A 15,004-nucleotide genomic window follows, 5' to 3' on the forward strand; every position below is an offset into this window, starting at 1 on the left:
CGGCACGGTTGCCTCGCTCCGGCACGGTTGCCTCGCTCCAAGCCCCTCCACCATTCGCCGGAAGAGGCGAATGGTCCCCCTCCCCGTTCCGGGGAGGAATGAGTCAGGTATCGCTGATCAGCGGGCTTACCATTCCGCCGAGCGCCGCTCGGCGCTCGATCGTCAGTTGCGAGAGCAGCGACGGTTCGGCCTTGATCTGGCGGGGTGTGTGGCCGGTGAATTGCTTCACTTCGCGGATCAGGTGCGACTGGTCGTAAAAGCCGCGGGCGATGAGATCGTCCACTGATTCGCTGTCGGTGACGAGGGCGACCGCTGCTCGCAAGGCGCGGTATTTGCGGGCGAGCAGCTTGGGCGGCGCGCCGTACAGTGCCTTGCACTTGCGCTCGACCTGGCGGCGGGAGAGTCCGGTCGCGTCGACCAATTCCTCCATCTCGGGCGACGGACTGCCGGCGAGCCACGCATCGACCTTGCGGACAAAAGCTGTCGCGCCGCGATCGCCGCCTCCGATCAGCTCGCGGATCAATTCCTCGGCGACTGCCACACGCTCGGTGAGATTGGAGGCCATACGCAAGGCGCTGGCCGCCGCGCGCAGCCGCGGCGCGCCGAACAGGCCGCTCGCATCGATCACCCGGTTGAGCATGCTCGACGCGTCGATGCCGATCAAAGCGGACCAGCCCGGTGGCGTGAGCCCCATGCCGAACACCATGACCGGCCCCTGGCATCGAGTCCGCACCGCGCCGCTGGTCGGCCCGACGATGTGAGTCTCGGCCGCCTGCTGCAGATTGCCATCGGGGAAACAATAGTCTGAACCGCCCGGCGAGAGGCGGAACCGGAACTGCGCGTGGTCGGCGCGCTCGGTATCCTCAAACAGAGGTATATTTGCGCGGAAGTCGTAGAAAAGCGTGACGTATTCGCCCAAGTCCGCGGCCGGGACCGCGTAGTCCAGCTGGATATCCGACAATGTGCGCGCCCCTTGTTCTCTTTCGGAACGGGCAAGGGGTACCCCGTTGGCGCGACAAATAAAAGGGGCCCGAACGGCGTGCCGCTCGGGCCCAAGTGAAAGAGACCCCTGTAAGGAGCTCTTCGGGTCGCGAGGAGGCTTACAGCATTCAATGCGCGCCGTGTATTGGATGAATGCGCCAGATTGGACCGATTTGGATATATTCTGGCTTTTTTTGACCGCTGCGCGACGCAATGCCAAAGCGTGGCGATGGTTTTCCCACTCCTCCGCCCCGCCCTGTTCGCCTTCGAGCCGGAGCGCGCGCACGAACTCACGATCGCAGCGCTCGATGCATGGGGTCGTGCCGGTGCGCCGCTGGCCGCGGGCACGGGCGATCCCAGCTTGAGGACTGATGTCGCGGGGCTCAACTTTGCCAACCCGGTCGGGCTGGCCGCCGGACTCGACAAGGACGGCCGGGCGATCCCCGGACTGTTCGGGCTCGGCTTTGGCAGCGTCGAGATCGGCACGCTCACGCCGCTGCCCCAGGCGGGCAATCCCCGGCCCCGCCTGTTCCGCCTCGCTGAGGATCGCGCGGTGATCAATCGGATGGGCTTCAACAATGGCGGGCTCGACGCGGCGCTGCCGCGCGCGATCGCGGCGAAGCGAAGGGGACTGCTCGGCATCAATGTCGGCGCGAACAAGGATGCTGCCGATCGCATCGCCGATTATGCGCATGGCGTCCGGCTGGCGGCCGACGTCGCCGATTATATCACCATCAATATCAGCTCGCCCAACACGCCGGGGCTGCGCGACCTGCAGCATGGCAGCGCGCTCGCCGAGCTGCTGGCCGCTGCCGATGAGGCGCGGCGCGGGCCGATCGCCCGCCCGCCCTTGTTCCTGAAGGTCGCGCCCGATCTCGAGCCGGCGGACGTGGACGCAATCGCCCGTGCCGCGATCGAAGCGCGGATCGGCGCGCTGATCGTCAGCAACACGACGATTTCGCGACCGGCATTGCGATCCGCGCATGCGGGGGAGACAGGCGGCCTGTCGGGTGCGCCGCTTGCAACACTCGCGCGCCAGCGACTCAGTGATTTTCGCGAGGCGACCGGCGGCGCGCTGCCGCTGATCTCGGTGGGGGGGATCGACGGCGCCGACGAAGCCTATGCGCGGATCCGCGCCGGGGCGAGCCTGGTCCAGATCTACAGCGCTCTGGTCTATGAGGGCCCAGGCCTGCCGCGCCGGATCACGCGCGGCCTTGCCCGGCTGCTCAAGCGCGACGGCATCGCCCATATCGCTGAAGCAGTCGGAGCCGGTTGACGTAGCGTCGCCCACCGTTACCGTCCCTCCCCATGAAAAAACTGCTCCTCGCCCTTTTCCTGCTCATTGGCCCCGCCGTCGCTTCGGCGCAGGGGATGGTATCCGCAGCCGATCCAAGAGCGGCCGCCGCCGGGGTCCAGATCCTGCGCGAGGGCGGGAGCGCGACCGATGCGGCGATCGCGACGATGCTGGCGCTGAATGTCGTCGAGCCGCAGAATTCCGGGATCGGCGGCGGCAGCTTTCTGGTCCATCACGATGCCAAAAGCGGCCGAACGGCGAGCTTCGATGGGCGCGAGACAGCGCCGATGGCAGCGGATCCACACTGGTTCTACGCAGCCGACGGCAATCCGTTGAAGCATTTCGCGGCTGTGCCCGGCGGGCGGAGTGTCGGCGTGCCGGGCAATCTGCGGATGATGGCGCTGGCGCATCGGCGTTACGGCCGGCTGCCCTGGGCCCGTCTGTTCGCGCCGGCGATCGCGCTGGCGCGCGACGGCTTCGCGGTCACGCCGAGATTGCATAACGGGCTGGTCAATGGCGGCAGCCATGTCGACGCCTGGGCGCGGGGCCATTTCTTCGGTGCGGACGGAAGCGCGGTTGCCGTCGGGGCGATCCTGAAGAGTCCCGAACAGGCGGCCTTGTTTGAACAGATCGCGAAGCTTGGCGCGGATTATTTCTATGTCGGCCCGCCGGCGCAGCGGCTGGTTGCCGCCGTCAATGGCGCTGCGCGCAACCCATCCAAAATGACGCTCGGCGATCTTGCCAGCTATGATGCCAAGGAACGGCCGCCGGTTTGCGGCACCTATCGCACCTATCGCATCTGTGGGATGGGCCCGCCTTCGTCCGGCGGGACGATGGTGCTGATGATCCTGAAGCAGCTCGAGCGCTTCGATATGGCGAAGCTCGGCAAGGACAGCCCGGTTGCCTGGCATCTCTTCGCTGAATCCGAGCGGCTCGCTTATGCCGATCGCGACATGTATCTGGCCGACAGCGACTATGTGAAGGTGCCGGTCCAGGGCCTGCTCGATCCATCCTATATCGCCGCGCGCTCGGCGCTGATCTCGCCGGACCACAGCATGGCGACGATCGCGCCGGGGGTGCCGAAGGGCGCGCCGCCGCGGATTCGGGTTGCGCCGAGCGAGGTTCCCGGCACCAGCGATCTGGTCGCGGTGGACCGGCAGGGCAATGTCGCCGAGGTCACGACCACCATCGAGGGCTATTTCGGCTCGGGCCTTTCGGTCGACGGGACGATGCTGAACAACGAGCTGACCGATTTCGACATCGTGCCGGAGCGCGATGGCTCTCTCGTCGCCAACCGGGTCGAGGGCGGCAAAAGGCCGCGCAGCTCGATGGCGCCGACCATCGTCTATGACGCGAAAGGCAAGGTACGGATTGCACTCGGCGCGGCCGGCGGATCGACGATCATCGCCCAGATCGCGAAGGCTCTGGTCGCGGTGCTCGACTGGCACATGCCGGCGCAGGACGCGATCGCGCTCGGCCTGCTCTATGCGCCTGGTCCTAACGCGATTGCCGAGAAAGGGACTCAGCTGGATGCGATGGTTCCGGCGCTCAAGGCGCTCGGCGAGCGGGTCCAGGTGGCGCCGCTCGGCCTGAAGGCGAATGCCATCGAGCGGGTGAATGGCCGCTGGGTCGGTGCGGCCGACCCGCGTAGCGAAGGCGTCGCGATGGGCGAGGATGGCAGCGTCACGCAGATCGTGCGGGCCGGCGCCGTGCAGCGGCCGCCCGAGTGATGCCTGGTCGAGATTTATCAACTGAATAACCACGCAGCCGAACACGGCGCGCCTCGGGAGAGACAATGCGAACGCTCGAACATTTCCCCAATCTCGTGACGATGTTCTTCACGCGTGCCCGCGAGAAAGGCGACAAGCCATTCCTGTGGCACAAGGAGGGCGGCGCCTGGGTGTCGCTCAGCTGGCGTGACAGCGCACAGAAGGTCGCGAGCCTCGCCACCGCGCTGAAGGCGATCGGCCTGGTGCCGGGCGACCGGGTGATGCTGGTGGCGGAGAACCGGCCGGAATGGTGCATCAGCGACCTTGCGATCATGGCCGCGGGCTGCATCACGGTGCCGACCTACACGACCAATACCGAGCGCGACCACACGCATATCATCGAGAATTCGGGGGCCAAGGCGGTGATCGTCTCGACCTCGAAGCTCGCCAAAACGCTGCTCCCGGCCGCGATCCGCGCCACCGAGGCGAAGATCGTGATCGGCATCGACGATATCCGGGTTGGCCAGTCGGGCGAACTCGAAGTCTATAGCTGGCCCAAGCTGATCGCCGATCACGCGACAGACCCGTCCGAGATGGTGATCACCGCGACCCGCGAGGACACTGCCTGCATCATCTACACCAGCGGCACCGGCGGCGCGCCGCGCGGCGTGAAGCAGCATCACGGCGCGATCCTCCACAATGTCGATGGCTGCTGCACCGTCATCAGCGAGGATTTCGGCTGGGAGGATGAGGTGTTCCTCTCCTTCCTTCCGTTGAGCCACGCCTATGAACATAGCGCCGGGCAGCATTTCCCGATCGGGCTCGGCGCCGAAATCTATTACTCCGAAGGCCTCGACAAGCTCGCCTCCAATATCGAGGAGACGCGGCCCACCATCATGGTCGTGGTGCCGCGGCTGTTCGAGGTGCTGCGGACGCGCATCTCCAAGACGATCGAGAAGCAGGGGAAGCTCTCGACCTATCTGCTCAACCGCAGCCAGCAGATCGGCACGCGCGAATATGAGAAGAAGCTCAGGCTGATCGACCAGCCGATGAACCTGATCCTGAAGGCGACGCTCAAGCCCAAGATCCAGCAGCGTTTCGGCGGACGGCTGAAGGCGATGGTGTCGGGCGGTGCGCCGCTCACGCCCGAGGTCGGCATCTTCTTCCATTCGCTCGGGCTGACCTTCCTGCAGGGTTACGGCCAGACAGAGGCGGCGCCGGTGATCTCGTGCAACAGACCGTCGGTCGGTCTCAGGATGGACACTGTCGGGCCGCCGCTGAAGAACACCGAGGTGCGCATCGCCGATGACGGCGAGATCCTGGTGCGTGGCGAGCTCGTCATGCACGGCTATTGGCGGAACGACGCCGAGACGGCGCGGGTGCTGAAGGACGGGTGGCTGCACACCGGCGATATCGGGCTGATCGACGACAAGGGCCGGATCAAGATCACCGACCGCAAGAAGGACATCATCGTCAACGACAAGGGCGACAATGTCGCGCCGCAGAAGATCGAGGGGATGCTGACGCTTCAGCCCGAGATCGTCCAGGCGATGATCTATGGCGACCGCAAGCCCTATATGGTCGCGGTGCTGGTGCCCGATCCGGAATGGACCCAGGAATGGTGCGCGAAGAATGGCGACGCCTGCGATTTCTCCCGGCTCGAGCAGAACAGCGAATATCGCACCGCGCTTGGGGCCGCGGTGGAGCGGGTGAACAAGGACCTTTCGGTGACCGAGCGGGTCAGGCGGTTCATCCTTGCCGATGGCGGTTTCACGATCGAGAATGAGCAGCTGACGCCTTCGCTGAAGATCCGTAGGCATGTGCTGAAGGAGGTTTACGGGCCTCGGCTGGATGCTTTGTACAAGGGGTAGCTTTTCACACAAACAGGCGACTTGTTGAATCACTTGTTCCTCCCCGGCACGGGGAGGGGGACCATTCGCCTCTTTCGGCGAATGGTGGAGGGGCTTGGAGCGCGGTGCAAGCGTTCCGCGCTCCAAGCCCCTCCACCACCCCGCTGAAGAAGCGGGGCGGTCCCCCTCCCCGTTCCGGGGAGGAACTAAGGAACTAGGAACTGAAGATTAGTTGGCCGCGATCGTACCGCTGGCGGCTTTCGGGACCACTTGCAGCGTCCAGTCCTTGTCGGGGCGGAGATATTTGCGGGCGGTTTCCTGGAGCTCGGCAGCCGTCATCGTCGCGATCGATGAATAGAGGCGGCGGAAGGCCTCGATCCGGCGGGGATCATAGCTCGCGCCGCCAAGCTGGATCAGCCAGAACTGGTCGCCGGTCGACTGGCGGATGATCGCCTGGGTCATCGGCCCGATCGTCCGCTTGAGCTCATCATCGCTGACCGGATTGGCGACCAGATCGGCCGCGATCTCGCGCGACAGGCGGAAGAACAGCGGCAGGTTGGCGGGCGCGACCTGGCCGATCGCTACCAATCGCCCGCCGCCAGACAGGCCGACCGGCCATTGGCTGGATACGCTCGGGCTGTAGCTTGCCCCGGAATCGGAGCGGAGCCGATCGAACAACCGGTCGCTGAAGATCGCAGCAAGCACGTCGAGCCGGCGGCTTTCCTGGATATTCTCGATGCCGCCACCAGTCGGCCAGGCGATCACCGCGGCGGCCTGGTTGGCGGGGCCGTCATGGGTGAGGACCATGGGCGTCGCATTATGCGCCGGGAAGCGGATCGGCGCCGGCGTCGGATCGACTGCCGCGCGCGGCTTGAGCGCGCCGAGGCTTTGCGTGACTGCCTTGATCGCAGCGTCAGTGCTGATGTCGCCGAACACCTGGACTTCGATCGGCCCGGTCGCGAGCAGCGGCTCCCAAAAGGCGCGGAACGCCTCGGGGGTTGTACCGCTGATCTGATCGCGGGTCGGCGTCCCCCAGCGCGGATCGCCACCGCGCAGCAGGCCATCGAGATCGCGCGAGATCACGCCGTCGGGCGACGCGTTGAGCCCGGCATAATTGGCAAGCACCAGCGTCTTGGCGCGCGCCAGCGGGCTCGGATCCCAGGCCGGCGCGGCGAGCTTGGCGGCCATCAGGCGGAGCTGATCGGGAAGATCGTGCGGCGAGGTCATCGCGGTCAGCTGAAAGGCATCGTCATCGACACCGAAATCGAGGCCGATCCGCCGCCCGGCGGTGAGCTGCTCGATATCCCCCTGGCGGAGCTGGCCGATGCCAGCCGCGACCAGCGCGAAATCGCCCGACCAGGCAGGCGTCGGCCGATCGGCCGGCAGCGCATTATAGCCGCCGCCGAACCGCACCCGGACATAGACCCGGTCAGCCTCCGATGTGGTCGAATAGACCATCAGCCGAACGCCGTTGGACAGGACGATCTTGTCGAGCCCGAATTCCGACACCTTCTCGCGGCTGACCACCGTGGCGGGCGGCCCCAGCTTGGGCAGCTTCGAGAAGCTGACCGCAGCCTGGGCGGTGCGCGCGCCGGCCAGACCCTTCACATCGCTGGAGAGCGCGGAGGCGAGCTTGGTCGCAGCGCCATCTTCGGGCTTTTGCGTGCTGACGATGGCGCGGGTGGCGACACCCTGGAAGATGCGCTTGGTCGACGCGAACACCCGCGCCGGCGAGAACATGCCCTTGCGCTTGGCGTCGAGGAAAACGCTCTGGATCACGGCCGCCGTGGTGGTCGTCTCGCGGATATCCACCGCCTGGACCATGTCGTCGGCAAGCTTGCTGCCGGCATCGGCGCGCGCGGTATCGACCATCGTCTTGTAGGTGACGGCCTGATCGGCGAGTTCGCGCTCGATCTCGGCCTGGGAGGGCGGGGTCGCCTGGGCGTCGGCGATCACGGCGCGGACATCCTTCAGCGCCGCCTGCCAATCGTCGCCGACCGGCATGACCTGCAGGAAGGTGCCGTTCGCCGATCGCGCCGGATCATCGAGATAGACTCGCGCCAGCACATAGCTGCCGCCAGCCCGCGCGCGGGTCTCGAGCCGGCGGTTGATCACCTGAGTCGCGATCATGTCGACCAGCCGCTGCTGGTTGAAGATCACGGTATCGTTGTTGAAATGCCAGGGGCGGAGCACCGCCATCTGAACCGAGGCGGGCATACCGGGCTCGACGATCGCAGCGGTGGTCGGCTGCTTGGGATCGGGAGCGCCGAAATCGGGCTCGGCCGGCGCCGGGCCGGTGCCGCGCCATTTGCCGAAATATTTGGCCACCAGCCGCTCGAAGATCGCCGGATCGAAATCGCCCGCGACGACAACTACGGCGCGTTCGGGGCGATACCAGCGATCGTGAAAGGCCTGGACGGTCGCAGGCGTCGCCGCCTCGAGCTCCTTGACGTGGCCGATCGGCGAGCGATCCGCAAAGGGCTGGCCGGCGAAGAACACAGCGCTGGTCGCATCGGCGAGGCGGACCTGCGGCCCGGGCTGCTCGCGCTGCTCGGCGAGGACCGCGGGGCGTTCGCCGTCGAGCGCGGCCTGGGTAATCTTCGGCTTGTCGGCCATCCCGGCAAGGATCTTCATCGCCTCGTCAAGGCTTGCCTCGGTGGCGGCGGGCAGATCGAGCTTGTAGACCGTCTGGGTCGGCGTGGTCTGGGCATTGCTGTCCGACCCGAAGGTCGCGCCGAGACGCTGCCAGATGCGCTTGGTCTCGCCGTCCGGCACATATTCGGAGCCGCGGAAGGAGAGGTGCTCGATGAGATGGGCATAGCCGCGCTCAGCATCAGTCTCCATCAGCGAGCCGGCATCGATCCGGATGCGGACCGAGACCTGGCCCGGCGGCACGCCATTCTTGCGCACCGCATAGCGCAGCCCGTTGGTGAGCGTGCCGAAATGCCAGGCCGCATCGGGGACAATGTCGCTGCCCTTGTACAGCCAGGCATCGCGACTTGCGATATTGCCCGCGGGCGAGGCGTCGGCAGCCGGGACATTCTGCCCGGTGGCCGTCTGCAGCCCGACCAGCGGCAGGCCGAGAATTAGGGGGAGGAGGAGCGAAAGGCGCACCGCGCGCGGGAAAGCATACATGTGTGTGATATTAGCGGCCAAATCCCGCCACCGCCAGCATTGCCGCGCCGTGCCGTTCTCCGGCGCAGGTTCAATGGTGCGCGTGCCTCGAAACCAAACGGCTGTCGCCATGTTTTTGACCCAGATTCGAAATAGCCGAGTCACGTGTCCACCTGGGAGAGCGGACAGATAGCCGCACCGCATCAAGGGCCAATCCGGCCCGGCAGCGCGGCATGGTTTGCGTAAACGGAGGGACATGTGCGCGTTGAGACTATGCCGGCCGAGGCTGATTTGCGGCAGGAATCGGGCAGTGCGCCCGGTCCGGCACGGGATTCGCGCGCCAGCCATACCTCCGCGCTGACGCTGATTCCGGGTACGCCGCCGCCCGGCGCGCCGTTGCAGGCGGAGCGCAACCGTCCTTTCGTCATCCGAGTCGGCAAGCATCTGCGCGGTTTTTTCGACCGGCTGATCGCATCCTCCTCGCTGGTCTCGAACGCGCCGGTGCTCGATATGCGCGATTTCGCCTGGACCGCTGTGCTGCGCGCCAATTGGCGAACGATCCGCGACGAGGCGATCGAGGTCGCGTTGCGCCGTGGGACAGCGCCGAGTCTCGCGGCGATCTCGCCCGACCACCGCGCGATTGCCGAGGTCGACAAATGGCGCTCCTTCTTCCTGTGGGGATACAGCTTCCCGATCGACGAGAATCTGGAGCGCTGCCCGAAGACGGCGGCGATCGTCGAGCAGATCCCGGGACTGAACAGCGCCTTTTTCTCGATCCTCGCGCCGGGCACGCACATCCCGGCGCATCGTGGAGTGACCAAGGGGCTGGTGACCTGCCATCTCGGGCTGATCGTGCCGCGCGACGGCGATGTGCGGATGCGCGTCGGCAACCGCGTGGTGCGCTGGGCCGAGGGCGAGACCCTGGTGTTCGACGACACCTATGACCATGAGGTGTGGAACGAGACGAGCGGCACGCGCGTGGTGCTGCTGATCCAGTTCGAGCGGCCGCTGCGCCGGCCGGGCAAATGGATCGCCGATGCGTTCCTGAAGGCGGTGCGGCGATCGGCTTTCGTTCAGGAAGCGCGGCGGAATATCCATATCTGGAACCAGACTATTCGTCAGATGGATGTCTGACGGCACGGGCGCGGTGGCTGGTTAGCGACTAGCCGGATCGGGCACGGGCGCGGGCCCTGTCTGGCTCATAGAAGGGCGCTGGCACTTTCGCCTTTGGGCGGAATGGGATCACCGGCGGCTGGTGATCAGCGACACGGGCAAGCGCTCTCTCGATCATCTCCTTGGCGGTCGGATCGCTTCTCTCCTCCTCGCGGATCCGCCATTTGCGCGGCTGGCGGACGCGGAGCCATTGCAGCGCTGCGTTGGGATCGGGTGCGAGCTGGTGCTTGTAGTGCGCATAGACCGGATCGGGGTCGCCGGCGTGCTTGAAGACCTTGGTGCGCTCTACGCTGCACCCGACGGCACGGGCATAGAGCGAGCGCTCCACGCGGGCATCCGCGTGTTCCTTGCCGCAGACGACCGCCTTGGCGAATTCCTCATGGGTATTGCGCCAGCGATAGATGGTGCGGACGCACACCTTGAAATGCTCGGCGAGCTCTTCGTCGGTGGCGCCCAGGCGGCAGAGTTCGGCTGCCTGCTCAGCATATTCGGGTTGGTAGATCATGGTGGCGGAATAGCGCGGGTGCGGGACGGTTTGAATCAACCTCGCGGGTCGTGCTGATCGCGGAGCGCGTGTTGGGAATGTCAGGAGGGTTCTGACTTTTCTGACGAAGCGAAGAACATGAATTCATGTATTATCATATAGTTATAGTGCTGCGCCAGGTTGAACAATTATTATATAAAACGGCTGAAAGTCTTTCCGAAATTTCTTTTCTCAGGAGTTCTGGCTATAATCCTACTCTCAGTCCAGTGCAATTGAAGCAAATCGGTTGTATATCGAGTTGACAATATTCCGAATGCAATAGCCTCTACGCTTGATGCGGTCTATCTGATGAGGGGGCTGACACGTGGAATTTAATCACATTGGCAAGTTCTCACTGTTGATTTTCCTGCTTGCAGTGCCTGCGCACGCGCAGGAGCTGGGTCAACGTGATCTCGAAACCACGTTCAGCTTACCAGGCCTGAAGAAGAACTTCGAACTACCCAAGAATCTTCAACTTCCACAGCCACACCCTTCCAAGGGAGGCTTGCTGGTTGAGCCAGAGGCGTTGATACCAAAGCTGGAGTCGGAGACCTTACTCGATGCCTTGAAGCGCAAACAGATTGAGGTCCAAATTCCCTCAGATCCGGAGGCAATCGCGACGGCGCTGACGATTCGAGCGAAGACGTACGGGCTGGATTGTCCAAAACGCGCTTATGCATGTGCACAACAAGATCAGTTAACTAAAGTCGCCGAAGGTTTGCGACTCGGCAGCTCAATGGCGATGGGCTGCGCGGCTGCCGCTCTTGAATTCCAGAAGAGCTACACGGACGGCGATCCACCTCCTGCGGTGGCGCGGAACTACGACATGGCTTGCCTCCGTAGCATTGAGCGTCGATCGGTCAACGGCGTGCCGGAGGAGCTGGTCGCTCCTCCGGCGCTGTTCGGGCCCGAGGTTCACGGCGCACTCTCTGCGATCGGCATCCTTGAGGAGAAAGGTAGCCGCCCTTTTTGCGGGGGTCTCATTCGAAATGACCGAACCGTCGTCACAGCCCATCACTGCTACGAAGGCAAACGACAAGCATTCCTTCAAGGTGCGATTACGGTTCGTCCAGCCGACGGGAGACATGGTCCGTGGAGACTTGCGGCCGAGCCAGTTGCAGAACCAGCCTCCCAAGGCGACGCGGTGAAAGACGACTGGGTCGTGCTGCGTATCGACACTCTCGACTCTATTGACGCGCACGAGGCTTCACTCCAGCCTTTATCGGCCTTGGGCGAGGTAACAGTTCTCGGCCACTACGCCTATTTTCCTGAGGTCGACTATGTGCCTGGTACCCCTGCCGAAAATTGGCGGCGAGGGCTTCGATATCCGAAACCCGGCCTCTGCCAAGCTGTGAAGGTGGTAGGGTATTGCCTCCAAATCGCTTGCCAGACGGTTCGCGGTTTCTCCGGCACTCCTGTTTTCAGCGCCTCCGCAAGCAAGCCAGACAGCCCGCTGCGAGTCGTCGGTTTTGTTAGTCAGCCAGACCAGGATGCGGGGCAGTGCAATGGGTTCGTTCTGAATGGATCCACCTACGCGGTGTCAGCGGATGCTGTGAAATAATAGAAACAAGTCAAAGGAGGTGAGTGCAATGCGGCAAGTAGTTACGACCGCAGCTTTGTTGAGCTTAGCGCTTTCACCGCTCTCGGCCGGTTCAGCTTATGCGGAAGAACGAGCAGAATCCACGAAGCTCGCGAGGATGTTTAGCGCGCCAGATTGTCCGATAACTCCGGACGGGGTGCTAAAAGGAGAGCAAGGCGCAACCAAGGAAATCCTTCCACTATTGATCGCTACACTTATCGCGGGTGTTGCCGGGCAGCTCGCAACTGGAGGAATTAATGCTGCGGGAGATGCGCTCGAGCAAGCCTCAAAGGAAAAGGGAATCGTCTCCGAGGGAACAACCAGCTTCTACATGTCGCGTCTAGTGCTAGCGGACAAAAAGTCGAAGGTCGCGCGCATCGAGCCTCAGGCGATTTGCCTGGTACTTTTCAGCGAAGGATCCGGTGATCTCGATGACCTCGTAAATGAGCGCGCGTTGATCAACCTCAAAGACGTGGCGATCGCTAGTGGCACGCCTCCGCTAAAGCTCTTTGGCAAAGACAGCGAACGGGAAGATGTCCTTGGCGTTCTCCGCAAGCACGGACTCGGCCATATCCCTTCAATCTACACTGAAGTGAGAATTCTCTCTACCGATGAAGGGCTCTACCTTCGCCCGGTCCTGATCTGGTATCGCGACAAATTGGCCGGAGCCCCGCCGGGCTCCGCAAACGCGGAATATCACCTGAACTTAGCGACGCCCGGTTCAGGAACGGGGGCTGGTGACATCGGAACAACGTTTGCTGGCGCTCGAATGATCCTGCCAAAGATACGCCCCGGCCAGATTCTGAGTTGGGTCGAGCTAAAGTCGGCTACGTCTGTAATGGTGCCACTTCGACCGTCAGCGGGCTTTGTGGATACGAAGCTTGCTGCAACCAACACGATCTACGCGCAATTCGCCACACGGAATAAGGAACTCGCTGTCGCGAACAGTGCGTTTCTAGCGGCTCAGACTAAGGACAAAGCCAAATCGACACCCGAGACACGCGATGCGCTCCGGACTACTGGCGAAGCATTGAAGGAGGCGACAGCTGAACAGAAGGCAGCGGCCGAGCAGGTAACCGCACTTACGGGAAGCGACGTGGGCGCGACAAATGCGAAAGGCCGATTTGTAGTGGTGAAAGACGCTAACCAGTTCGGCCTCGCGCTTGCCAAGGCGCTCAAGGGTCAAGCGGACGCCGCGGGCAAAGCGGTTACAAGCGCGTTGACGCCAGAGCCGACCTGGGCGGCGAGTGACACCGCATATGTAACCGCGAAATCCGATCTTGACGGGGCGCAGAGGGACTATGATGCCGCCTTAACTAGCGGAGACAGTGGGAACATCGCGAAGGCTGGCGACGCACTATTGTTGAAAAAGGCAAAGCTTAATGAAGCTGCTGCAGGTCTAAATCGAGCGCTCCCCTATCCGAATCTAATCAATCAATAGTAAAAGGCTGATCCTATCTGAGGGTGAATAGCCCAAAATGACAATGTGCATGTTTCTTTCAATCGAGCGTTAGTTTTCACCAACAACGAGCAGTGCGAATGCCGGGAAGCCGCTCCGGGGTGGACGGATCGTGCGAGTGCTGCGATGACAACGATATCATCAGCGAACCGGAGAGATCGCGACCGTGGCAGAGGAGCAAGTTCAGCAGTTGGCCGGTAGCGGTCCGGCGATCAGCCGTCGCGGGTTTATTGCTATGGCGGGCGCATGTGCTGTTGTGCCCAGTTGGGCAGCGGCTGCGGAGACGCCAGTCACGATCCGGATCCTGTCGCCCAAGGGCGCCGCGATGATCGATCCGGCGGCTGTGGTCGAGACGATCGCTACGGGCATCCAATGGGCCGAGGGGCCGGTTTGGGTGCCCAAGGCCAAGGCGCTGTTCTTTTCCGATCCGCCGGCCAATATCATGCGGCGCTGGTCGCGGAAGGACGGGGTTTCCGTTTTCCTGAAGCCTTCGGGCGCGGCGGTGTTCGATCCGAAGCTGGTGCGCGAGGCCGGTTCGAACGGGCTCGGCCTATCCGTCGATGGGGCGTTGCTGATCGCCGATAGCGGCAGCCGGGGGATCGAGCGGTTCGACCTCGCAACCCGGCAGCGAACCACGCTGGTCGATCGGTACCGCGGCAAAAGGTTCAACAGCCCGAACGACATGCATGTGGCGCGATCGGGCGCGATCTATTTCACGGATCCGCCTTATGGTTTTGCCGATGGCGATGCCTCGCCGCTCAAAGAGGTGGAGCAGAATGGCGTCTATCGCTGGACGCCCGGGGGGGAGGCAGTGCTGGTCGACGGCTCGCTGACGCGCCCCAATGGCGTTGCGCTCTCGCCCGATGAGCGGCGGCTCTATGTGTCGGTGTCGGACGAGAAGGCGCGGCGGATCATGGTCTATGATCTCGACGCGCGCGGCATGCCGCTGCGCAGTCGGGTGTTCTTCGACGCGGGCGCGCTGCAAGGCCCCGGCAATCCGGACGGCATGAAGGTGGCGGCCAATGGCACCCTGTTCTGCAGCGGGCCGGGGGGCATGTATCTGATGTCGCCCGAGGCCGAGCTGCTCGCGCTGATCTCGCATGGCGCGCCGATCGCCAATTGCGTGTTCGGCGAGGATGGCTCGACCCTGTTCATGACCGCGAACGACCGCGTGCTGCGGGTCCGGCTGCGGATCAATGGTTTGCACCGCTGAGGCGGGCTGCCGGTTCGATCGCGAATCTTCGATCCGGGGAATAGTCGCGCGCACCTGACTGCGGTCGCGGCAAGGCCCGGCCGCCTGCAGCGCGCGCACCGATAATTAA

Annotated in this window: 10 protein-coding genes; 7 read left to right on the forward strand and 3 right to left on the reverse strand. The window is 63.8% G+C overall.

Features of this window, described 5'->3' with window-relative positions; genetic code table 11:
* Nucleotides 1-103: 103 nt before the first annotated feature.
* Entirely contained in the window at nucleotides 104-961 is an 858-nt protein-coding gene (locus tag AC1DVS_RS25935; RefSeq protein WP_478027394.1) for a helix-turn-helix transcriptional regulator, read from the reverse strand.
* Between the two features lie 249 nt (nucleotides 962-1,210).
* Between AC1DVS_RS25935 and AC1DVS_RS25940 the strand changes: the two genes are divergently transcribed.
* From AC1DVS_RS25940 to AC1DVS_RS25950, 3 genes are all read left to right on the forward strand, one after another.
* Nucleotides 1,211-2,257: a quinone-dependent dihydroorotate dehydrogenase gene (locus AC1DVS_RS25940; protein ID WP_478027395.1), complete on the forward strand. Its 1,047-nt coding sequence runs from the start codon at nucleotides 1,211-1,213 to the stop codon at nucleotides 2,255-2,257.
* Nucleotides 2,258-2,289: 32 nt separating this feature from the next.
* Complete coding sequence (gene ggt, locus AC1DVS_RS25945; RefSeq protein ID WP_478027396.1) at nucleotides 2,290-4,005, forward strand: gamma-glutamyltransferase; 1,716 nt, start codon at nucleotides 2,290-2,292, stop codon at nucleotides 4,003-4,005.
* Between the two features lie 65 nt (nucleotides 4,006-4,070).
* Entirely contained in the window at nucleotides 4,071-5,855 is a 1,785-nt protein-coding gene (locus tag AC1DVS_RS25950; RefSeq protein ID WP_478027397.1) for an AMP-dependent synthetase/ligase, read from the forward strand.
* A 207-nt stretch (nucleotides 5,856-6,062) separates the two neighbouring features.
* On the opposite strand, the gene AC1DVS_RS25955 is transcribed toward AC1DVS_RS25950, so the two are convergent.
* Nucleotides 6,063-8,969: a M16 family metallopeptidase gene (locus AC1DVS_RS25955; RefSeq protein ID WP_478027398.1), complete on the reverse strand. Its 2,907-nt coding sequence runs from the start codon at nucleotides 8,967-8,969 to the stop codon at nucleotides 6,063-6,065.
* 237 nt (nucleotides 8,970-9,206) lie between these two features.
* Here AC1DVS_RS25955 and AC1DVS_RS25960 point away from each other — a divergent pair, with 237 nt between their 5' ends.
* A complete protein-coding gene (locus AC1DVS_RS25960) occupies nucleotides 9,207-10,082 on the forward strand; it encodes an aspartyl/asparaginyl beta-hydroxylase domain-containing protein (protein ID WP_478027399.1) in 876 nt (291 codons plus the stop codon).
* A gap of 28 nt (nucleotides 10,083-10,110) precedes the next feature.
* Here AC1DVS_RS25960 and AC1DVS_RS25965 read toward each other — a convergent pair whose 3' ends face one another.
* A complete protein-coding gene (locus AC1DVS_RS25965) occupies nucleotides 10,111-10,626 on the reverse strand; it encodes a helix-turn-helix domain-containing protein (protein WP_478027400.1) in 516 nt (171 codons plus the stop codon).
* A 343-nt stretch (nucleotides 10,627-10,969) separates the two neighbouring features.
* Here AC1DVS_RS25965 and AC1DVS_RS25970 point away from each other — a divergent pair, with 343 nt between their 5' ends.
* The 3 genes from AC1DVS_RS25970 to AC1DVS_RS25980 all read left to right on the forward strand — a co-directional run bounded on the left by AC1DVS_RS25970 (nucleotide 10,970) and on the right by AC1DVS_RS25980 (nucleotide 14,895).
* On the forward strand, nucleotides 10,970-12,205 hold the full coding sequence (locus tag AC1DVS_RS25970; protein ID WP_478027401.1) for a trypsin-like serine peptidase: 1,236 nt from the start codon (nucleotides 10,970-10,972) through the stop codon (nucleotides 12,203-12,205).
* 28 nt (nucleotides 12,206-12,233) lie between these two features.
* The gene (locus AC1DVS_RS25975; protein ID WP_478027402.1) at nucleotides 12,234-13,664 is read left to right on the forward strand and encodes a hypothetical protein; all 1,431 of its coding nucleotides are present in this window, start codon (nucleotides 12,234-12,236) and stop codon (nucleotides 13,662-13,664) included.
* A 274-nt stretch (nucleotides 13,665-13,938) separates the two neighbouring features.
* On the forward strand, nucleotides 13,939-14,895 hold the full coding sequence (locus AC1DVS_RS25980; protein ID WP_478027403.1) for an SMP-30/gluconolactonase/LRE family protein: 957 nt from the start codon (nucleotides 13,939-13,941) through the stop codon (nucleotides 14,893-14,895).
* Nucleotides 14,896-15,004: the final 109 nt, after the last annotated feature.

Source organism: Sphingomonas sp. P3_C5 (assembly GCF_056402635.1).